The 19,901-nt window shown below is 50.7% G+C and carries 19 protein-coding genes; 7 read left to right on the forward strand and 12 right to left on the reverse strand.

Translation table 11 applies throughout. The annotated features are described in order from the left end of the window. The 3 genes from AC2YIT_RS05410 to AC2YIT_RS05420 form a co-directional block, all read left to right on the forward strand. The coding region (locus AC2YIT_RS05410; RefSeq protein WP_487278492.1) for a T9SS type A sorting domain-containing protein at positions 1-715 on the forward strand (715 nt) is incomplete at its 5' end. An 88-nt stretch (positions 716-803) separates the two neighbouring features. Further along, the gene (locus AC2YIT_RS05415; protein ID WP_430847150.1) at positions 804-1,241 is read left to right on the forward strand and encodes a response regulator; all 438 of its coding nucleotides are present in this window, start codon (positions 804-806) and stop codon (positions 1,239-1,241) included. A gap of 91 nt (positions 1,242-1,332) precedes the next feature. Continuing rightward, positions 1,333-1,980, forward strand: a complete 648-nt coding sequence (locus AC2YIT_RS05420) for a response regulator (protein WP_430847152.1) — start codon at positions 1,333-1,335, stop codon at positions 1,978-1,980. Between the two features lie 9 nt (positions 1,981-1,989). Here AC2YIT_RS05420 and AC2YIT_RS05425 read toward each other — a convergent pair whose 3' ends face one another. The 5 genes from AC2YIT_RS05425 to AC2YIT_RS05445 all read right to left on the reverse strand — a co-directional run bounded on the left by AC2YIT_RS05425 (position 1,990) and on the right by AC2YIT_RS05445 (position 8,186). After that, complete coding sequence (locus AC2YIT_RS05425) at positions 1,990-5,040, reverse strand: ligand-binding sensor domain-containing protein (RefSeq protein ID WP_487278493.1); 3,051 nt, start codon at positions 5,038-5,040, stop codon at positions 1,990-1,992. 243 nt (positions 5,041-5,283) lie between these two features. Next, a complete protein-coding gene (locus AC2YIT_RS05430) occupies positions 5,284-5,475 on the reverse strand; it encodes a cold-shock protein (RefSeq protein WP_106593716.1) in 192 nt (63 codons plus the stop codon). A gap of 75 nt (positions 5,476-5,550) precedes the next feature. Further along, positions 5,551-6,954: an AraC family transcriptional regulator gene (locus AC2YIT_RS05435; protein WP_430847157.1), complete on the reverse strand. Its 1,404-nt coding sequence runs from the start codon at positions 6,952-6,954 to the stop codon at positions 5,551-5,553. Between the two features lie 6 nt (positions 6,955-6,960). Next, a complete protein-coding gene (locus tag AC2YIT_RS05440; protein WP_487278494.1) occupies positions 6,961-7,698 on the reverse strand; it encodes a porin family protein in 738 nt (245 codons plus the stop codon). A 77-nt stretch (positions 7,699-7,775) separates the two neighbouring features. Further along, complete coding sequence (locus AC2YIT_RS05445; protein ID WP_487278495.1) at positions 7,776-8,186, reverse strand: winged helix-turn-helix transcriptional regulator; 411 nt, start codon at positions 8,184-8,186, stop codon at positions 7,776-7,778. Between the two features lie 65 nt (positions 8,187-8,251). On the opposite strand from AC2YIT_RS05445, the gene AC2YIT_RS05450 reads away from it, so the two are divergent. Beyond that, positions 8,252-9,163 carry a ClpXP adapter SpxH family protein gene (locus tag AC2YIT_RS05450; protein WP_487278496.1) on the forward strand — a complete coding sequence of 304 codons (912 nt, stop codon included), beginning with the start codon at positions 8,252-8,254 and terminating at the stop codon, positions 9,161-9,163. On the opposite strand, the gene AC2YIT_RS05455 is transcribed toward AC2YIT_RS05450, so the two are convergent. Continuing rightward, positions 9,164-10,090 (reverse strand): DUF3078 domain-containing protein, encoded by a 927-nt coding sequence (locus tag AC2YIT_RS05455; protein ID WP_487278497.1) that lies wholly within the window; start codon positions 10,088-10,090, stop codon positions 9,164-9,166. A 96-nt stretch (positions 10,091-10,186) separates the two neighbouring features. Then, complete coding sequence (locus AC2YIT_RS05460) at positions 10,187-10,564, reverse strand: TfoX/Sxy family protein (protein ID WP_487278498.1); 378 nt, start codon at positions 10,562-10,564, stop codon at positions 10,187-10,189. Between the two features lie 140 nt (positions 10,565-10,704). Between AC2YIT_RS05460 and AC2YIT_RS05465 the strand changes: the two genes are divergently transcribed. The 3 genes from AC2YIT_RS05465 to AC2YIT_RS05475 all read left to right on the forward strand — a co-directional run bounded on the left by AC2YIT_RS05465 (position 10,705) and on the right by AC2YIT_RS05475 (position 13,152). Further along, on the forward strand, positions 10,705-11,391 hold the full coding sequence (locus tag AC2YIT_RS05465) for a porin family protein (protein WP_487278499.1): 687 nt from the start codon (positions 10,705-10,707) through the stop codon (positions 11,389-11,391). A gap of 137 nt (positions 11,392-11,528) precedes the next feature. Continuing rightward, a complete protein-coding gene (locus tag AC2YIT_RS05470; RefSeq protein WP_487278500.1) occupies positions 11,529-11,654 on the forward strand; it encodes a hypothetical protein in 126 nt (41 codons plus the stop codon). A 298-nt stretch (positions 11,655-11,952) separates the two neighbouring features. Further along, a complete protein-coding gene (locus AC2YIT_RS05475; RefSeq protein WP_487278501.1) occupies positions 11,953-13,152 on the forward strand; it encodes an MFS transporter in 1,200 nt (399 codons plus the stop codon). A 39-nt stretch (positions 13,153-13,191) separates the two neighbouring features. Here the strand turns inward: AC2YIT_RS05475 and AC2YIT_RS05480 are convergent, their stop codons facing one another. The 5 genes from AC2YIT_RS05480 to AC2YIT_RS05500 all read right to left on the reverse strand — a co-directional run bounded on the left by AC2YIT_RS05480 (position 13,192) and on the right by AC2YIT_RS05500 (position 19,896). Continuing rightward, a complete protein-coding gene (locus AC2YIT_RS05480; protein ID WP_487278502.1) occupies positions 13,192-13,758 on the reverse strand; it encodes an ExbD/TolR family protein in 567 nt (188 codons plus the stop codon). 165 nt (positions 13,759-13,923) lie between these two features. After that, positions 13,924-14,637, reverse strand: a complete 714-nt coding sequence (locus tag AC2YIT_RS05485) for a DoxX family protein (RefSeq protein ID WP_487278503.1) — start codon at positions 14,635-14,637, stop codon at positions 13,924-13,926. Positions 14,638-14,810: 173 nt separating this feature from the next. Beyond that, on the reverse strand, positions 14,811-17,447 hold the full coding sequence (locus AC2YIT_RS05490) for an ABC transporter permease (protein ID WP_487278504.1): 2,637 nt from the start codon (positions 17,445-17,447) through the stop codon (positions 14,811-14,813). After that, entirely contained in the window at positions 17,444-17,779 is a 336-nt protein-coding gene (locus AC2YIT_RS05495; protein ID WP_430847182.1) for a PadR family transcriptional regulator, read from the reverse strand. Before AC2YIT_RS05495 ends, AC2YIT_RS05490 begins: the two co-directional genes overlap by 4 nt. Before the next feature lie 347 nt (positions 17,780-18,126). Next, positions 18,127-19,896, reverse strand: a complete 1,770-nt coding sequence (locus AC2YIT_RS05500; RefSeq protein WP_487278505.1) for a RagB/SusD family nutrient uptake outer membrane protein — start codon at positions 19,894-19,896, stop codon at positions 18,127-18,129. Positions 19,897-19,901 lie beyond the last annotated feature (5 nt).

Consider the following 19,901-nt stretch of genomic DNA (forward strand, 5'->3'; position numbering starts at 1 on the left):
GGGCAGCGAGCTCAACAAATTGACGATCGTGGGATGGGACGGAACGCAATGGGTGGCTATTCCTTCCAAAGTGGATGTTACTTCTATACTGGGCGGTACCAGCGACCTGACGGCCGGTTCCATCACCACCATTTCACCGCTCGCACCGAACACTTATACGGCGTACACGTTCGCGGCACTTACGCTGCCGTTGCCGGTGACGCTCACGCGCTTTACGGCTGTTGCGGAAGGCAAAACGGCGCTGCTCGCCTGGGCAACGACGGAAGAAACCAACAGCGACCGGTTCGAAATCGAGCGCAGCGCGGATGGCAAAAAGTGGGCCATGATCGGCTCGGTAGCGTCTACGGGCGAAAGTAAGGTTCTTGTGAACTACACATTTACGGATAATGCCCCGTTGTCGGGAGCGAACCTCTATCGTCTGAAAATGGTAGACAAGGACGATACATATGCGTATAGCGTAATCCGTAATGTGGAGATGAAGGGTGAAGCAATCCGGACCTATCCTAACCCGGTGTCGGACAAGTTACTGATCGACCGTTTTGCGGAAGTGAAGGAAGTGTCGGTGAAAAATACCGCCGGGCAGAGTTTCATCCGGGTTCAAAAAGTGTCGAACGACGGCATCGATGTCAGCAGACTGGCGCCTGGCGTTTACCTCGTAACCCTGACCCTGTTTGACGGCACTATCAGCACACACAAAGTAGCCGTTACAAGGTAGCGCAATCACGATCCGGTTTCTCCCGGGCTTTTTACCAAAGCTCGGGAGAATACCCGCCCCATAAAAAGAATAACCTCGCGTTTATAATATGGCGATTTTAATCGTTACGGATAACCCCACTCTGAACATCGGTTTGCGCACCATTATCATCGGTGAATTTCCTGATATTACCATCTTCGAAGCGGAAACGCTTCACAATACGCTTGCATTAACTTTCGGGCAGCCTGTGAACACCCTGGTGCTCGACGCTGGCGTTGCCGACGGAAAGAACATGGCTTTGCTCGATACATTTAAAAAGGCCAATCCGCAGGCAGCGGTGGTCGTGTATCTGGGTGACGAATTTGAATATATTTATGCGTTCGCGAGAGCGGGTATCACTGCGTTAATTTCCAGAAAATCCGATGCGGTAGAGGTTGCAGAAGCATTGCACCGCGCCTCGAAACGGTTGCGATTTGTCAGTTTCGACATTCAGCAAATACTCCTTTCGGATATTGCAGCGGGTCCTGAAAACCGTCGGAAAGTCTGAAAACTGATTTTAATCAATTTTGAAATGATGATTTGCGAATTATTACTACAATTGCATATTATTTGAAAAACCTCTATTATACGCTTAACTCATGAACATCCTTGTCGTTGAAGATCATTTTCTGGTTCGGATGAGTATGAAGATTGTGCTGCAAGAGCTTTACAGCCACGCCGGCATCGATGAATCGGACAGCTTCGATCATGCCATCGCCCGCATGCGGGCTAATCCGTACGACCTCATCCTGCTCGATATCGAACTTCCCGGTGGACAAGGGACCGCAATGGTAGGCAAGATCCGGCAGTTTCAGCCGGAGACGCCAATTTTGGTGTGTTCCGCGGCCGATGAGCAGCAGAACGCACTCGCATTCATTGCCGCCGGTGCGAACGGATTTCTTTCCAAGACCGCCGAAAAGAGCGAGACGATTAAAGCTATTCTGACAGTGGTCAAAAAGAGCCGCTATGTAAGCCAGGCCGTACAGGAGAGGTTATTGGACGTGGCGACGTATGGCAAGCAAAAACGGACGCGACCATTCGGGATTAAAAGCCTCTCAGGGCGCGAAAGGGAGATTACCGAACTGCTGATTGCCGGAAAATGGGTAAAGGAAATAGCCGCCCATCTCGATATTCAATCCAACACGGTCAGCACTTATAAGGCAAGAATATTTGAAAAACTGGGCGTCGATAATGTGATAGATCTCGCTGCCAAGATCAGAGAACCCGAAATTTCCGAACGGCCCTGACATTTTTGGTCAGGTACTCTCCGAAAATGTCCGGAACGTCAGCGTAACTCTCGTCCCGGGATCGAGCCGTTCCATTTCAATGCGGTCGGTCACCGAGGGCGCCAGTTCCTTGATCATCGCCAGTCCGATCCCGGTCTGCGGAGATGATGGCGGCAATGCTTTGTCTTCCATAAACCACTCAAGCAGTTCTTTGGATATCCCTCGCCCGGTATCTTCGATGATCAGCTGTAACCGGCTGTCATGATGGGCAATGTACGCCCTGATCTCCCCATTGTCGGTGTATTTGTTGGCATTGTCGATGATGTTATGGATCACGATTTTGAGTAGTTGCTGATGGGTTTCGATGAAGGTATCGGTGGGTATCAGGTTCAGGAATGTATTGGAATTGATTTTTGTGTTCTTGCCGTAGAGCTGCATATTTTCTTCCAGCAGTTCGTGCAGCGACACTGTTTCGCTTTTGGGCTCGTGTTTATAGACCTGGATTTTTACGTAAGCAAGGAGGTCTTCCAGCGAACCCTTCACCATGCGCAATGCATCTTCAATGTTTTTGCCAAAAAGCGACACCATATCGAACTGCTGCCGCTCAATCATTTTCTGCATTTCGCCCGCAACAATGATGGCGGCCCCGAGTGGAGAGCGGACGTCGTGGGCAATGGAGGCCATCAGGCGCGATTGCAGGTGCATCTGGTCCAGAAGCTCGTTTTGAGAACTTTCCAGGTCACGCAGCGTGCCCTGCAACTGGCTGGTACGCTCACTGATCTGAAGTTCCAGAAGCCGGCTTCTCCGCTGTACCGACCGGATCCTGTATTTCAGGTAGAAAAATGCAGCCAGAAAGGCAGCCAGCAAAACCGACAGATAAAACCACCACGTTTGGTACCAGAATGGGGGGACGTCAATGTCGAGGGTTTCGTAGCCGTAATTATTGATCCCGAAACCATTCTTTTTCCGGACATACAAAGTATAGTGCCCTTTACCCAGCGTTGAAATGTTAATGGTCGCTTTGTTAGCGATAGGTGCGTCGATAGCGAGCCAGTCAGCGGCGGTAGGCATGCTGCCACGTTCCGAGAGGGCATAGGAAAATTCGACATTATAATCATTTCCGAAAAACGGCGTATTTACTTCCAGTTTCAGCTGCTTTTGACTTTGCAGGAAGGAAATATGTTTCTGAGGGGTAGGCACGATTGTCTGGTCGATCTCGATCCGGTCAATGATAATTTTCTTGTCGGGCATTTCCGCTGGTATTCGTTCAGGCTTGAACCACACCAGGCCATTGATAGAAGGCAGGGACACAATTCCGGAAGGTAACCTGACAGCGCAGGGTTCACACCCCCCATTGAATTCATTGCTGTTGAACCCTTCGGTTTTTGAGTAGTGGTGATAATAGAGTTCTGCCGGTTTATCGGCATAATCCTGCAGGTCTTTTTTCAATACCTGAAATAATCCCCGGTTGGTAGGAATCCAGAAAAAACCGTTCCGGTCTTCGACCATGCAGTGCGCATTGGCCAGATACCCTTTGCGGTCGAGCGGAAAGTGGGTCAGTTTCCCATTTCTCAACAGAAAAAAACCGTCTTTGTAGGTCGTAATCCATAGTTCAGCATTGTTTGGTGAGATATACAGGCTTCGTATGTAAATCCCTGCCAATCCCTTGACCTCCGAGACTTGCTTCGTTTTTCGCGTAACCTTGAACAGGCCTTGTCCTGTACCAACCCAGAGCGTCCCGACGGGTCGCTCCACCACCCACGATACATTGGTGAGGGGCCCTTTGAGGAACTGTGAAGGCCGGCTATTAGCGGTGAAAGGCGCATTGATAGTAAACAGTCCTTCAGTGCGTGTTGCGATCCAGATGGTTCGGTCGGGCCCTTCGTAGAGCTGGGTGATTTCCGAAGGTAGTGTCCAGGTGAGTTTGATGGCCGCTCCGTCAGGCGAGAGCATCATCAGCCTGGTTGCTCGTTTACACCAAATGAAGCCGTTGTGATCTTTCAGAATGCTGGATTTGTCCCAGAAGACGCTGCTGGTAATGAGCGGAAGCTGCCTGCTTGTGACTTTTCCAAAGTTATCGCTGGTGTAGGCGATGCCCTGGTTGGATAACACAGTGTTTTTATCGATGAGTGTTTGGCCGTAATAAACCTGGTCGGTGTTGGGGTAGGAGGAGGCCAACGTAGTGAACTTTTTCCGGGTAAGGACAAAAAGGCCACTGAGTTGGGTGCCTAAGAAAATGCGTTGGGTCCTGGCGTCATAATAGATAGCATTGATCCGCTCTTTTCCGAAATCATAGCCGGTCATGATCAATTCGGAGCTTAAATCGCCGTTCCGTTCCGGCACGAGTCGGTATACAGACGGACCTGCTTGTATAAACGTCTGTTGTGTAGCATTGCTCCAATACAATATGTACTTGCCTTCCCGGTATAAAGGATCATCGGCCAATGCTCCTTTTAAAATGGCGCGACGAGGATTCAGTGGTCCCGACTCGATGGAGAACCGGTTAAGCTTGCCGTCTTTAAGGTGATAGAGATTGTCCGCCATCCGAAAAAAATACCACGGGCCTTCGTCCGTCCAACCGATGCTCCCCGCGCGCTTCCTTTGCTTGTAATATGCAAGCGTGCTGCCATTGAAAACAAAAAAGCGGTGGTTGCCAGCAGGAAATACCGCATAGTTTGGATAAGGGTTTCCATAATACAACCTCGGTTGGCGTTCCACGATTTGTCCTTCGTGTTTCCTGGGGAAAAGGGACGGGTGCTGTTTGATATATGGGTGCAGCCCGGAGTCGAGCGCTGCCTTGCCCTGATGCACATGAATGAATTCCCAGTCGTCGTTCAGTGCAAAAAAGCCGACGGGTGCCGGGCGCGGGTCAATATGGAAAGAGCCAATGATTGCCGAGGAATACGTTTTGCCGAAATCGTCGAAGATCTTGAAATTTTTGCCGTCAAACCGCGCGAGACCGCGCTGAGTCGAGAACCACATGTAACCCAGTTCATCCTGCGCGATGGTGTAAATACTGTTTTGCGGCAGACCGTCTTCGTCTGTATAGTGTTCGATAAGAAACTTCTCTAATACTGGCAACCGCGTGTTCTGGGACCAGGTACAGGGCGGATTGCAGAACAGGAAAGACAGTAAAAGATAAAAAGGACGGGTGCTTTTATTCACTGGTAAGGCTAATACGTACTGAATGATCGACAAGTTAGAAATTATTCTACATATTTCGATGAAACAGGCAAGGTTGCGGCTTACTTGTAGTGTGTGAAGTCCCTAAACGAAAAATCCTCCGGGAAGGAGGATTTTTCGTGTGCCGAGTCAAGCAGTTGCTCAGGCTAACGTAACGTTTACAGCATTCAGTCCTTTCCGGCCGTTCTCTACTTCGTAAGTTACAAGGTCATTTTCACGAACATTGTCTTTCAGGCCTGATGTGTGTACAAAAATGTCATTTCCCCCATCTTCCGGAGTAATGAAACCGAAACCTTTCGTTTCATTAAAAAACTTAACCCTACCCTTGTTCATACTTTTACTTTTTTGTGAAGCTTCAAAGGTAGGATAAAATTTCGACGTTGTAACGGAAATATGGTATTTGTAAAATTAATGACGGATAATGGCCAGTTCTTCGTATCGGCTATCGTGTAAATTTCCTGAAAGCCAATCCCTTATAATGTATTTGAAGAACAGCATCGGCGGCTCGTGTTTGTCGATGGCCGCGTGGAAATGCGCAAGGGCAGTCTCAGTTTCGCCAATCGACGCGTTAACTATGCCCATGTCGTAATTGGCCACGACGCTGGTTCGATGCAGCGAGTTCATTTGCGTGAGAATATCCCTCGCGCTTTCCATTTCGCCCGATAATCCGAAAAGCACACCGCATGCGCTGAGTGTAATGCCGTTGTAATTGATCTCCAATGCCGCTTCAAGGGCCTCCTGGGCGGCCGGATATTGTTTCAGGGTGATCAGGTTGAGGCCCGTGATCAGATGGCCGCCCCAGAAAGAAGGGTCCAGTGCCATCAGTTTACGCCCCTGTTCCACGGCAAGGTCGAACCGGGCTGAAATCCAGTAGACATAGGCGGCATAAAAATTGTTGATCAGCGAGAATGGTTCAAGGGTTAGCGCCAGGGCTGCCTCTTCTTCGGCTTCGGTGGGGCGGTCGGTGAGCGCGAGGTACAATGCATACTGGCCATGCAGGTCGGCCGTATTCCAGTTGAGCTCCAATGCCTTTTGGAATGAGGCCGAAGCAGCGGTAAAATCCCACTCGTACAGCATTTGCATGCGTGCGAGCGCAAGGTAGCTTTCCGCAATGGCGTCGTCGAGTGCGAGCGCCTGCCGGGTCGCCTCCTCCATGAGCGGTAAAGCCTTCGCGGCAGGCATATGCCGGTAAAACCACATGTTCAGATAGCAGGAAGCAATGCCGGAATAGGCGATCGCATAAGCGGGGTCGATTTCCAGCGCTGCCCGGAAATACCCGATGGCTTTGTGGTAGTCGTCGCTTCCGCCGAACTTATTGTGGTAAAACCGTGCCCGGAGATACAGCTGGTAAGCCTCTTTATTGTTGGTATAGCGCTTGAATGCCAATGCTGGCTCTTCACCCAACAGCTCGATCTTCACCGCACGCAATATGGCCTGCGCGATCTCCTCTTGTACATCGAATATGTCCTCCAACTGCCGATCGTATTTTTCTGACCATATCTCGGTCCCGTCAACAACATTCAGCAGTCTTGCGGTAATGTGCAGCTGACTGGCCGAAGTTTGCAGGCTGCCTTCCAGAATGTGCCCGACCTGTAAACGCTCTCCGATCCGCTGAGGATCATATGTTTTGCCCTTGAAACTGAAAGACGACGTCCGACCGGCAACGCGCAAGCCGGGCACGCGGCTCAATACATTGATAATCTCCTCGGTGACGCCGTCGCTGAAATACGCTTCTTCGGGGTCGTTGCTCAGGTTGGTGAACGGGAGAACTGCGATGGATATGGGTGCGGACATCAGGTTTTCAGGCAACATAGTGAATTATTTAAAGATAGGTACCGTCACGCCCAGGACCGCCGAGGCGCCACGATTGTGAATTTTGACCGCATCGCTGCGGTTATCATCGGTATTGGACGCGAGGTTATACAGGCCCAGGTGATAGCGCCCTTCCAGAAAGATTTTGATACGGCCAATCGGATACGCTACACCTGCGCCGGCTGTCAGGCCCGCATCGAACGTGCTTACGGCATCGTTGCCCGAGTAGGATTTGGTCGTTGTAACCACCGATTTTTGCTCTCCGCTTACGTAAGTGGCCGTGGTCGTCTCCAATTTTTGCGGGCCGGTACGGAAGCGGATTTCGGGGCCGGCCGAAATGATGGCTTCCAGTTTTTCGGTAAGGTGAGGCCGGTATTGTGCTACAATCGGCAATTCGAAATAGTTGACTTTGACCACGCCTTTCACTGTCCTTTGATAGAGAGAACCGGGCGTTATAATGATGCCCGGTTCCGGTTGATTCGGGCGGACAGTGGCGCCGCGGGATGAAAACCCCGGCTCGGCCTGGATGCTGAATGCCGGCCCAAGCTGGTAGTTGAAAACCACGGCGAAATTGGGCGCGATGCGGTCTTCGAAATTGCTGATATTACTGTTTTGGGCATTCAAGGTACCGAAATTGACGCCGCCCTTCAATCCCAGGCTTAGCTGGGCCTGGGCTGTGTGGCCTATCAGATAGCAGGCAGCAGCAGATAACGCTACTCTGAAGATTTGTCGGCATGGTCGCATGGCTAAGTAGTTTGATACAAAAGATGGATGGCAATTAACAAAAAAACTTTAAGTAACCGAAGGTGTATTTCGGTTTGTCATGCCACCACGCCCTTGCGGTAGAGCATCCCCCAGCCGGCGATTTCGTTGATGATCGGCTCCACAGACCGGCCGTATTCGGTGAGCTCGTATTCGACGGTGACGGGCTTTGTGTCGAGCACCCGGCGGATGATCAGCTGGTTCATTTCCATATCGTGCAATTCCTTGGAAAGCATTTTGGCCGCGATACCGTCTACTTCGCGCAGCAGGTCCATGAAGCGCATTTTATCGTTGAGCAGCAGAGTCCCCAAAATATGGAACTTCCATTTTCCCGAAAGGATCTCCATCGCATCCTTGATGGCGAGGATCTTTTTCCTGCATTGTGCTGAGGTGTTGCAAGATGCTTGTTTCTTCATTTTCTGCCCGGTCTGGTCGGGCGCAAAGGTAAAACGGGGCCGGGTAGTTTCCAAGAGGTAACCGGTTACCAAAGGGAAATGCATAACAATCGGAAACTATACGAAGGCTAATTTCGGGTATGAAAAACAATCCACTACTCTGCGACACCGAAAGCGGCATTTGTGAACTGCCGTCAGCGCCTGTTGAAAATATCGAAGGCATTGTCGAACCGGGAACCAAACCGGTCAAAATCATTTACTTCACAGACCCGATCTGCTCTACGTGCTGGGGGATCGAGCCGCAGTTACGGAAACTGAAACTGGAATATGGCCTGCTCGTGGATCTCGAATACCGGATGGGCGGTCTGTTGCCCGACTGGTCCTATAACAGCGGGGGAATCAGCAAACCGTCCGACGTCGCCCCGCATTGGGATGAGGTGAGCCATTATTACAAAATGCCTATCGTAGGGGACGTGTGGCTGGAAGACCCCTTGCATTCGTCTTACCCGCCTTCCGTAGCCTTCAAAGCGGCGCAAATACAGGACGAGGACAAGGCCATCGTGTTTTTGCGGAGGATCCGCGAAATGGTGTTCCTGGAAAAGAAGAACATCACCCGGTGGGAGCATTTGTCGGATGCCGCCGGGTATGCCGGACTGGACGTCGCATTGTTTGAGCAGGATTACCACACCCGCGCCGTCACGCTCTTCCAGGAGGACCTGCAACTGGCCGCTCAATGGGCCGTCCGGGGATTTCCTACGATCCTGGTTTTCAACCGGGAGGGTCAGCATGAGAAAGTGTACGGATTTAAACCTTATGAGGTGTTCGAAACCGCGATAGCCAAAATGCATCCGGGCGCCGCAAAGGCCGGGTACAGCAAAAAATGGCAGGATTTGTTCAGCAAATACCCGACCCTCACTGCTCAGGAATTTGCCGTACTTACAGGCCAGAGCTTCGGCGACGTTGAAAATCAACTTCGCACGCTCGCTAAGGAAAACCTCTTGCAAACCTACGCAACCCCGAACGGTACCCTCTGGAAAGCTCCGGTTGCCTGATCAGAGCGCGAAGAGGAAGCCGATACTCAATGCCTGGGCAAACTGGATTTTGGTGCTCTGGTCCTTATCGTAAACCACGATGGCGCCCAGGTTTACATTCACATACTTGTTGATCTTGGCCGTCAGCTGGGCGTCCAGGCGGTTGTCAATCTCCAGCGGGTCCTGAAAGGTTGAAAACATCAGGTACCGGAATTTCAGGTTGACATCCTTGGCGACGTCTTTATCAAAGTTGGCTACGAGCTGGATGAGCGCGGCTTCCGTACGCACGCGCTTGCCTACGGGAACACCGTAGTTTTGCTGGTCAGGCGTATTGACATACAGGCCGCGGTCGGCAACGATTGTCTGCCGCAATGCGCCCGGCGCGAGATCTACGAAGAAATAGGGGGCAGGGCGGTACTCGATACCGACCGCTTCGGTGAGGTAAGCAGGCGAAAACAAGCCGGAGACCTTTTTCTTGAAAGCGACCGTATCGGTGGCGGCGCTGTATTCATAACCTGCCGCGAACTGGGAAAGGAAGTTGATGTTGGCGAAGAAGCTCCATTTCGGGGAGAGTTCGCGGTTGTATTTGGTGTCGAAGAAAATCCGGTCGACGTTCTTCCGGCTTTCCTGGCCTTTGTTACGCACAATACCATATTGCGACTGAAAGTCATTGCGCCACGAGTTCTTGCCTTTCTTTTTTTCGTTCAATGCATTGAAAAACACGCCGAGCGCTACCGAGTTGACGCCACCGCCTGTCCAATTGGAGCTAAAAGACCCCTGGTTGAGATTTGCGCCGAATTCGATCTTATGCCAGGCCGTGTCTTTCGCGGTTTTCAAGCGGCCGGCGTTGATGGTGTTGGAGAAATCGGCTTTGTTTTGTGCAAATGCTGCTGATAGTGAGAAAATAAAGGAAAAAACTACAACCGGAATTACCGTCCTTGTACGCATACCCGAAAAAATACTATTTAATAATCGGGCGAATATATTTGAGCCAGGGCTTTTCAAGCAAGTTTTTGCACATTAAAATTTGCCTGAAAAGGGCCTTCAAGTGTTATTTGGGGCGGACTTATACTTTTTTATTGCTTTTTTCTTCTTCGACGCTTTCGCTTGCGGGTTATAGGCCATACAAAGATTGATCCAATACTGGAAATCCTCGCGCGTACGCATGCCCTCGTCGCTCACATACACGTATCCCTTCATAGGCCTGCTGGCAAAATCCATTTCGCGGCACCCCGGGCGTTCGATGGCCGAGTCGAAGGCTTCTTCGCCCACACGGCACATCATATCTTCGCCGATCACCCCCACGCACATTTTGTCGTTGACCATGTAACAAACGCCCCCAAACATTCGCTTCTCAATTACGTTTTCCTGCTCCGACAATGCTTCACGGATACGATCGCTTAATGTTTCGTTGAATGCCATAGATGAATGATAAAATAGTCCGATATAAGGTAGCTATATTTCTGCAAATCCAAAAGCTGGAAAGTTTGTGTTAATATAAATATCGAATAACTATATCTTTCCGTTTTGGGATAAATCAACTCATAAACCTCTATTAGTTCATGAAAAAAATGATACGGTTTTCCATTCTTTCGGCGGCATTGTTTTTGTTTCTTTACAGCAACGCATTTTCTCAAATTAGTGTAGGGCTCCGGGGCGGTGTCAATCTCTCCAATTTCAGAGCGCCGCGCCCGGTTAAGTTTGATTCGAAAGCCGGGTTGAATGCGGCATTGTTAATCAATATTCCTTTCAGCCGAAATTTTGGCCTGCAAATAGAACCTGGGTTTTCACAACGCGGCTCAAAGTTTGATATTGATGGGCAATGGAACCTGGATAGTGCCCGGCAAAGAACCCACGTTTTTGGAAAAATCTTACTGGGCTATGTGGAGGTTCCTTTGCTGTTTCAATATAAACCACGGTTGGGTAAATTTGAAGGTATTATTTCGCTGGGACCCGAATTTCGATTCGGCTTAGGGCCACAGGAAATAAAATCAACTTCCCGTAGTTACAAGGATGGGGTATTAATAGAAGATAGTTATACCGAATATGATATGAGGCAACCCAACGGTTACCGCACATTTGATTTTGGTTTGGCAGGTGGCGCCGGGGTGGCTTATCCATTACAATTTGGACGGATATTTACAGAAGCGAGATATCATTTTGGATTGAGAAGAATGACAGCGGGTTCAGATTTGTATAATAAAGGCATTTCAATGCACCTGGGAATTCTCATACCTATTAAGAAATAGCTCCGTAAATTTCGTGCGTTTAATTTTTTTTTGTAATATCTTAAATACGGAAATGAATTTCCGTATAACTGCTTCTGTATAATGCCCGTCGGCCAGGTGTTGCGGATAATGTCGTGCAATTTTCCCTGCAAGCCATTATGGATTCCCAGTTCACCGGCAACACGCCAAAGCAGTTTCAACTCCTCCAACCGGGCAAGGTTCAGTCGTGCTTCTATGCTTCGGAACAGGTCTTCGCACCGGATACTCTGGCCAGCCTGCTTTGACGCCCAGGTAGCAAACGTGCACCAGTTGGCAACCGGGCCTGTGCGGTTGATAAATGCCGTGGAAAGTTCGCAATAGCACTGAGTAATGCGCAAATTGCGGATCGTGGGGTCGGAGATCGCCGCGATGGCCCGTACTTCGTCCGGGGAAGGGATATGCATAACGGATTGTTTTCCTTATTGGCTTAAAAATAGCAAAACGGCAAAGGCGAAGTGAAATAACCTATTGAAAGGTACGGACGTTTGGGGCATTACGATCAAATTGCGAAGGTTTCGCCCAACTAAATGATAAAATTCCGATATGACTAATCCGAAAGGCCATTTTCTGGCAAATGTCTTCCCGCTGGTTGCCGGCCAGGCACTTTTTCAAACGGCAGGAATATTGGTCGCGGCATTGTCGGGGCTCGTAGGGTACAATCTGGCGGCCGATAAATCCCTGGCCACACTACCTGTCGCGATAGTGAGCATCGGCACGGCATCCGCACTGGTGCCCGCCTCGCTGTTGATGAAAAAATACGGTCGGAAAAGGGGTTTTATGGTCGGGATCGGGCTGGGGTTTCTGGCCGGAGCGCTGACATCACTCGGGATCTATCTCGTCAACTTCTGGCTTTTCGTGGTCGGTAATATGTTTGTAGGCGCGTACCAGGGCTTTTCGCAGTATTACCGGTTCGCAGCCGCAGAGTCGGTGCCGGAGGCCGACAGGAGCAAAGCCATTTCGTGGGTTGTTTCCGGGGGCGTTTTTGCCGCCGTGGCCGGGCCATCCATTGCGAGGCTTACCAAAGACATCGGTGAGATCCCTTTCCTGTATTCCTATTTGTCGATTATGGGTTTGTCGCTTCTGGCCGTAGCGGCGGTTTCGCGCATCCGCTACGACACGCGCCAGGCTGCGGTTCCGGAGCCCGCTCATAGTGCGCGTCCGCTTTCGGAGATTCTGAAACGTCCCGCATTCATTGCCGCAATTACTTCTTCGGCTGTCGGCTCGGCTGTGATGGTAATGGTCATGACCGCCACTCCGATCACCATGAAGCTCTGCGGCTACAATGCGGATGATTCGTCGATCGTCATTCAGTGGCATGTGCTGGGTATGTTTGTGCCCTCCTTTTTTACGGGTGACCTCATTCAGCGTTTCGGGGCGGTCAGGGTTATCACATGCGGGATCCTGATATTCGTCCTGCATTTGTCGCTCGCGCTGTCGGGCACGGAACTGTTCCATTTCACCACCGGGCTGATCTTCCTGGGCGTGGGCTGGAACTTCATGTTCATTGGCGGCACCGCATTGCTTACAAAGTCCTACGCAATGGGCGACAGGGCCAAGAGCCAGGCTTTTCACGATTTCATGGTGTATGCCGTTGCCACATTGTCGTCCTTCACAGCCGGGGCAGCGCTCGACCATTGGGGATGGAACGTAGTGAACCTGATCGCCGCTCCGCTGCTCATCGCTGCGTTTGTGATCCTGCAATGGTATGCCGTAATTGAACGAAAGTCGCAAGTTGCTCAATAGGAGGGCGATCGGCTCCGGTTACGGTAGCGTGTAAACGTGCTATTTCTCTTCTGCGAGCCTGTCGCCGAGCAGTTTCTTTTCCGTGTCCGTCAGGTAATCGACCAAAGCATAGCGCCGCGACTTCGTGATCGCCATTTCATCCATTACATCCACCATATTTTTGTAAGTGGAAACCGCGGTAGGTTTGATGACGATCACGAGTGCATTGTGGTCGTCGCTGCGCTTGCCTTCGAGTGCACTTACCCGCCTGTGGGCGGCGAATATGACGTTCCGCAATCCCATTCCCGCATCGGTGGTCTTGAGCGAGGCCGAGGCCTTTTCATCGTCCGGAGAGATACCGTCCAGGTAATAGATCTGATCATGGCTGCCCAGGAAAATAGTCAGGGCCCCGGAGCCCCGGATCGGGAGGCCGTCGCTGGTCCCTTTGTCGGGAAAGAATGCTGACATCGACGTCGGTTTGCTCATGGTGGTAGTGAGCATAAAGAACGTGATCAGTAAAAAGCCGAGGTCTACCATGGGGGTCATGTCGACACGCGTGGATATTCGGGTTCTCATTCTGCCGGTGCCCGTGCCGTGGGCGTTGCCGGAAACTTCTATCGCTGCCATTGGTCAGGTTGGTTAATGGTTGAAAATAGTGGTTAACCTTACTGATCAAATATATAATTTAATTTTATATAAAAACAAATTAAGGTTGTTTTTTGCATTGGGTTTTTAAACCGCGACTTTGGATTGGATAAGTACTTCAAGATGTTCGATTTGCCGGAGCGATGATCACTTTCCTTTCCCGACTGCGTTTTCATATTCCTTCAAGCACACATCCAGCGGCTTGCCCCGATTGTAAATGCAGTCGCAAAATTGTTGGCAGGCCTCGGGATCATCGTTGCCCGGGCAGCCATTTGTGCATTCCTCGGCGGAGTTGCCGGGGCGGATGTCGTACAGGTAAGCATTGCCGATAATGACCGCCGCAACGATAGCGACCACCAGGGCGAAGAATGCGAACGGGAATTTATTGCTGCCTGCCTTGTAAGCCGGCAAGCGCAGATCGGCTGTTTTGAATGGCAAAACGTACCGTATCCTGTCGAAATACCAGCAAAGCAGGTAGCTGTTCGCGAGCAAGATCAGCGTGACAATGCGTGTGCCTTCGAAACGGGTGGCATACACCAGTACGAAGATGTTGAACATAATAGGGAAGGCCATCAGCGCGCCCAGTACCGCCGTACGGGGAATGAGCAGCAAGGCTGCCGTGATTAGCTGCCCCGCGCCGATGAATGTATAATAGTAGCCGGTCAAATGCAGGGCATCAAAGTAATGGCCGAGCGGATGATTGGAAGGCAGCGCCGTAAACCGTTCTCCCATCACCTTCACCATACCCGACGGGATAAATGCCATGGCCACACCAATGCGGCAAAAGATGGCGAAGTAACGAAACCATTTGTTCCCTTTTGCTTCCAGGTAAAAAGCTGCCAGACGGTTTATAAGAGCCATAGCGGTTGAATTTTTCTTTAAATATTTAAAAAGTACTTTGTAATACAAAGTTTAATTGAAGATTTTTTTAGTTCGTAAAAATGGCACCGCATTTTCAATTTGTGAAAGCCGGTCCTGGCCAGGTAAAACAGGACCGGCTTTCATGGTCATTGCTAAGCATATCCGGATGGATGTTACTCGCTTTTCAGGACTTTTGCCGGGTTGCTGCGGGCGGCCCGGGTAGTTTGCGCGCCGATCATGCCCAGGGCCAGCAGCATCACAATCAATGCGCCGCCCAGCATTTCGGGGACGCCGATGGGCTGATGATAGGCAAAGCGGGTAAGTAGTACTTTGTCGAATAGCAGGTAAGTCGCTGGCAGGGCTATAAACGCCGCAACGGCCAGCAGCACGATAAACCCGCGGCAAAGCAGGTATACCAATCCCGGCTCGCTGGCGCCCAGTACTTTGCGGATACTGATTTCCTTCAATTTGGTTTCGGTGGTGAATACGACCATGCCGAAAAGGCCTAATGAAGCAATACAAATAGCCAGGAATGCCAGAAAGCCTATCACTTTTATCATCATGGAAAACTGGCTGTATGCCTCTTCAATCTGGTCATCGTAAAAATTCGCTTTCAGCGGGTGTATCTTGTCGAATCGTTTCCAGGCCGATTCAATTTTCGACATCGTGCTTTCCAGGTCGTTGGATGCCATTTTGAGGTTCAGATAGCCCCATGGTTCGCTTTTAGAATAGCGGAACATCACCGGCTCTATCTTGTTTTCGACGGTTCCGTAATGAAAGTCTTTCATAACCCCTATAATCGTCAGGTCCTGGCCGTCGACCGACAAGACATGTCCTAATGCCTTCCGAGGGTCGCGTTCACCTATATTGAACCGCTTCAAAACCTGCTGGTTGACGATCAGTTCGCTTTCTTTTCCTTTTTCCGGCCGCAGTGTGAAGTTATTGCCGCTAATCAGTTTGTGTTGATGAATGGGGAGGTAGTTTTCATCCACCGTATTGACCCAAATCAATGCAGAATCTCCGGGCGACGTACTGCTCGGACGATATTTTACATCAAAACCATACATGCTTCCCACGCTGGTGACCATGCTGGAGTGAGAGATCTGCGTCACCCCGGGGATTTCAGAAAGATCTTTTTTCAATGTCGCTGCGTCGGTACCGTTAAGCTTGATATTCAGGATGTTTTCGGTCGTGAAGCCGAGGTTGAAATTCAGAAAGCCTTTGTACTGACTGTATCCCACGAGCGTGGTGGCAATGAATACCAGCGAGAGGGTGTACTGCGCCACAATCAGCACGCGGCGTAGCCCGATGTGTCTGAAAATCCGGAGCCCGGAAGCATCTTTCATGGCAGACAATGCATTGATTTTCGAAAAGAAAACCGCCGGAAGAAATCCTGCGACCAGGCCGGTAATGATTGCCAGCGCGATAAATGAAAGTACGGACCGAATTGAAAGGCCGAGTTTGAATATTTCGGGAATATGCGGATCGAGCGCCAGGAATTCACGTCGTAAAAGCAGGTACAAACCGAAAGAAAAGACCAGGGCTAGGAAGGAGATCAGCACTGCTTCGGTCATGAATTGTCCCAAAACATGACTCCTGCGTGCGCCTATGATCTTACGTACACCCACCTCGCGCGAGCGCCTGAGCGACCGTGCGACCGACAAATTGGTATAGTTGAAGCAAGCCGACAAAATGATCACAAAAGCCAGTCCGCCCAATATCCAGAGCGTAAGGGGCTCCATGCGCGGCCCCATATTGTTGGACAGCTTCCGGCCAAGGGCGATATCCTTCAACGGTTGGAGCGACAATGTCACTTTTTTGTGTAGCAGGGCCTTGTTTTCTTCCTTACTGATTTGATTGAGTACCCGCTGCACGCCAGCCGCGCTGCCGTTTCGGGAGAGGGTTACGTAGGTATAGTTGGACCATACATTACCCCAATCATAAAATTCATTCTGCTTTTTGCCTATCGTTGCGTCCCAGCTGGCGAACGACAGAAGGGCATCGAAATGGATGTGGGAAAGGTGCAGAACATCTTTGGCGACGCCCGTAATCTGGTAGTCGAGCGTATCGAAGCGTACAGTTTTGCCCAAAACCTGGGTACTGCCGAACAGCCGCTTTGCCGTTTTTTCCGTCAAAACCAGGGAGTAGGGCTCTTGGAGGGCCGTTGCCGGATCGCCTGCGACGAGTGGAAAGGTAAATATCTTGAAAAATGACGGATCGGCCCAGGTGCCCTCGAGGGGGAAAGTGTTTTGCCCCACCCTGGCATCCCCGGAGAAGCCATTCCGCAACATTGTAAAATTTTCTACGCCCGGAACGTCGCCGGCAAGCCTTTGGGCGGTCCTGATGGAGGTCGACGCCAGATCCATCGGCGGCTTACCGTCGTTTTGATACTGGGTAATAACCCGGTAAATGCGGTCCTTCTTGTCATGAAAATCATCATAAGAGCGCAGGTCATTCACTATGGCAATCACCAGCAACCCGACGGACATGCTCACGGCAAGGCCGACGACGTTGATGAATGAAAAGAGTTTGTTGCGGACGAGGTTACGTCTCGAAGTTTTAAAATAGCTGCCGATCATCATGAAATGCGTTAGAAAAGTGAGAGGTTCTAATTTGCGGATGGTATAAGGCCTTAGGAACTTGATTACATCGAGCCAATAGACCAGTCGTGCATAACGAAGGCCTTTCCGGCGCACATTTCGGACAAAATACTCGTAGAGATCGCCTTCCAGGTCTTCGAGCAGCCGGGGCCGGCAATACCACCTCAGGAAAGCCATGGCCCATTGCGGAGGTTGCGGATCCTTGTTCATATCGAGCCTTCCAGGTTAAAACCGGGGATATTCCGCCAGATGGCCTCGCGCAGCTCCTTCGCGCGCGTAAGCGCTACCTTACCCGCATGGGTCACTTCATAGAAGCGTTTCCGTTTGCCTCCCCGTGTGGCACTGGCATCGCCCAGGTGGCTTTTAGCCAGTCCTTTTTCTTCCAGCCTGTTGAGCACGGCATGTACCACACCGAGCTTGGCGGAACGGCCGGTATACCTTTCCAGTTCATCACAAATCGCCACACTGTACGCCTCGGCAGCGAGCGCCGCAATGGTAAGCAATACAAGTTCTTCAAACTCACCAAGGTTGGTTCCTTTCATCTGGTTGACAGTCTTTTAGCCTATTAATTCATTAAATGTATGTATTATTAAAACATAAAATCATGTTTTGTATGTAAAATATTTTTAGAATTAACAATCTTTATTTTTTATCCCCCCGGGCTAAAGACCGGGGCAATGGGACTGGCGGGGAACAAAAAAGAGGTTGCCGTTGGCGGCAACCTCGCTTTCAGCAGTCACTATATGACTATTCATGACCAGATCTGACAATGACTGACTATTCCTGACAATACATGACGATATCTGACAATGACTGGCAATTCATGACTACATCTGACAATACATGACAACATATGACTACTTCTGACAATTCCTAACAACACGGCACCCTACCACCCCGGATTCTGGCCCAGGGCAGGGTTTCTGATGCGATCAGGTTCCGGAATGGGATAGAGGTATTTTTTATCCGCCCATTCGCGTTGCCCGGGATTCCACATTACTTCGCCGGAGGTGCCTTTCGATAGCTGGATGCGGCCTACGGCAGTCGAGGGGCTCACGTCCACAAATGCGATACCTGGCGTGGTGGAAGTGGGTTTGGTACCCTGGTAGAAATACACGTCGTTCTTCCCGTCGCCATTCAGATCGTATTCGCCGAGGGCGGGGACGTACATGCCGTTCATCGGTGCGCTCTGAAACAGGTTTCCCAGTTTCCATCTTCTCAGATCGTCGGGGCGGAGGCCTTCGAAGACCATTTCCGTACCTCTTTCACGCAGTACTTCGAGCAGCACCGCATTGGTAAACTTCCCGTCAAAGAACGCTACCATATAAGGATCGGCTGTCGTAGGAAGGCTCGTCAATGTTGCGCCGGTGATCCCTGCGCGCTTCCGCAATGCGCCAATAGTGTTGGTCCATTCCGCGTCGGTCATTTTGTCGAGCTCGGTCAAAGCCTCCGCTTTGTTCAGGAGCACTTCGGCCCACCGCATGATAATATGTGCGTTGTCATTGCGGCTCTCGTCGTCGAAAGGAAAACGCTCGTCATAGCACCATTTAATCGGCTGGTAGCCAGTGTAGGTCTGAGTGAAATTCGGCGGGGCAATGACAGGCGCGCCGTTTTCGGTACGGGTGTAGTCGCCCGTGCGGATGGTTTGTTTCAACCGCAAATCACGGTTTTTAACCTCTTCCACGAAGGGAGTGGTTTCATAACCTTTTTTGCTGGTGAAAGGAGTTCCGTCCAGGTTAAGGTAGGTATTTACAAAACGGCGCGTCAGGCTGGGACGGTTGCCGTAAGTAGGGCTGATGAACCGGCGATTGGCCGAACTGTATACCTGCAAGTTGGCGCTCAATGCCACGGAAAGAATGGTTTCGTCGGCGAATGCACTTTTCGCGATAAACAATTCGCGGTAAGCTCTGTCCGGTGAGGTCGAGTGCAGCGTGAAACCGGTGATCGCATTGGCTTCCTTCACCACTTCTTCATACCAGGTATTGGCAGTTGCCTGCTTGTTGTCCTCGGTATGGTATTTCCGCCACGATGCTTCGAACAATGCAATGCGTGTTTTGTATGCACGGGCCACGTTTTTGGTAATGCGCGTCACCGACGGGTCGGAAGTCAGCGTAATGTTCTCGATCGCGAAGTTGAGGTCCGCAAGCACTTTGTCCATTACTTCGTAACGGTTCATGCGCGGGCCGTACAACGTAGCATCGTCCTTTACGTCGATCGTCTTATCGATCCAGGGTACATCACCGAACCTTTTTACTTTATCAAAATAAAACAGGGCCCGGAAGAAGCGCGCCAAACCGAGGTAATGGTTCTTGGTAGCGACGGTGCTTTTTTCCGTGTTTTCAATGAAATAGTTGATGTTTCGCAGTTGCGACCAGCTCCATCCGCTGCTGGTGATCGGGCTCAATGCATTTACAGCCAGGTAATCGTCTACGCCATTGCGGGCTACCAGGTCGGAGTTGTCGTCGATCTGGAAAACGCCTACATCCGTACCGGGAAGCAGGTCATAAAAGGAGGCGGCGTAAAGTTCCAAACCAGCTTCCGAGCTAAAAACAGCTTCGTTGGTAGCGGTATCCACCGGCACTTCATTCAAGTCGCAGGAACTTGCCGTGGCGAGCAGCATCACAGCAAGGGTATAGCTAAGTATTTTTTTCGTTTTCATAATTG

It is taken from the genome of Dyadobacter sp. SRI_021 (assembly GCF_057586235.1).

What these genes read in the sequence shown, in the direction of transcription:
- AC2YIT_RS05475 (WP_487278501.1), top strand. Translation starts at nt 11,953, where the DNA reads ATGACTAATCCGAAAGGCCATTTTCTGGCAAATGTCTTCCCGCTGGTT.
- AC2YIT_RS05435 (WP_430847157.1), bottom strand. Translation starts at nt 6,954, where the DNA reads ATGTTGCCTGAAAACCTGATGTCCGCACCCATATCCATCGCAGTTCTC.
- AC2YIT_RS05450 (WP_487278496.1), top strand. Translation starts at nt 8,252, where the DNA reads ATGAAAAACAATCCACTACTCTGCGACACCGAAAGCGGCATTTGTGAA.
- AC2YIT_RS05440 (WP_487278494.1), bottom strand. Translation starts at nt 7,698, where the DNA reads ATGCGACCATGCCGACAAATCTTCAGAGTAGCGTTATCTGCTGCTGCC.
- AC2YIT_RS05455 (WP_487278497.1), bottom strand. Translation starts at nt 10,090, where the DNA reads ATGCGTACAAGGACGGTAATTCCGGTTGTAGTTTTTTCCTTTATTTTC.
- AC2YIT_RS05470 (WP_487278500.1), top strand. Translation starts at nt 11,529, where the DNA reads ATGGATTCCCAGTTCACCGGCAACACGCCAAAGCAGTTTCAACTCCTC.
- AC2YIT_RS05490 (WP_487278504.1), bottom strand. Translation starts at nt 17,447, where the DNA reads ATGAACAAGGATCCGCAACCTCCGCAATGGGCCATGGCTTTCCTGAGG.
- AC2YIT_RS05500 (WP_487278505.1), bottom strand. Translation starts at nt 19,896, where the DNA reads ATGAAAACGAAAAAAATACTTAGCTATACCCTTGCTGTGATGCTGCTC.
- AC2YIT_RS05465 (WP_487278499.1), top strand. Translation starts at nt 10,705, where the DNA reads ATGAAAAAAATGATACGGTTTTCCATTCTTTCGGCGGCATTGTTTTTG.
- AC2YIT_RS05495 (WP_430847182.1), bottom strand. Translation starts at nt 17,779, where the DNA reads ATGAAAGGAACCAACCTTGGTGAGTTTGAAGAACTTGTATTGCTTACC.
- AC2YIT_RS05485 (WP_487278503.1), bottom strand. Translation starts at nt 14,637, where the DNA reads ATGGCTCTTATAAACCGTCTGGCAGCTTTTTACCTGGAAGCAAAAGGG.
- AC2YIT_RS05415 (WP_430847150.1), top strand. Translation starts at nt 804, where the DNA reads ATGGCGATTTTAATCGTTACGGATAACCCCACTCTGAACATCGGTTTG.
- AC2YIT_RS05420 (WP_430847152.1), top strand. Translation starts at nt 1,333, where the DNA reads ATGAACATCCTTGTCGTTGAAGATCATTTTCTGGTTCGGATGAGTATG.
- AC2YIT_RS05430 (WP_106593716.1), bottom strand. Translation starts at nt 5,475, where the DNA reads ATGAACAAGGGTAGGGTTAAGTTTTTTAATGAAACGAAAGGTTTCGGT.
- AC2YIT_RS05480 (WP_487278502.1), bottom strand. Translation starts at nt 13,758, where the DNA reads ATGGCAGCGATAGAAGTTTCCGGCAACGCCCACGGCACGGGCACCGGC.
- AC2YIT_RS05460 (WP_487278498.1), bottom strand. Translation starts at nt 10,564, where the DNA reads ATGGCATTCAACGAAACATTAAGCGATCGTATCCGTGAAGCATTGTCG.